We start from the raw sequence: 255 nt of genomic DNA on the forward strand, positions 1-255 counted from the left end.
GTCTCATCACTTCCAAAACTGTCCGTTTAAATTCAGGCATTTCATCAAGGAACAAGACACCGTTATGAGCGAGAGAAATTTCTCCCGGCTGAGGGTAACTTCCCCCTCCCACCAAAGCTACGTCAGAAATTGTATGATGAGGTGCTCTATAGGGACGAACGGTCATTAATGACGTTTCAGTTCCAATCTTTCCTGCCACCGAATGTATTTTCGTAGTCTCTAAGGCTTCCTTCAATGTCAATGCAGGTAAGATAC

The 255-nt window shown here is 44.3% G+C and carries 1 protein-coding gene; it reads right to left on the reverse strand.

The window, feature by feature from the left end; translation table 11 throughout:
- Positions 1 to 255: ATP-binding protein (locus SB689_RS23655; RefSeq protein WP_410694482.1), on the reverse strand; the 255-nt coding region annotated here is incomplete at both ends.

Origin of the sequence: Chryseobacterium sp. SIMBA_038, from assembly GCF_046535115.1 — a bacterium.
Taxonomy (GTDB): domain Bacteria; phylum Bacteroidota; class Bacteroidia; order Flavobacteriales; family Weeksellaceae; genus Chryseobacterium.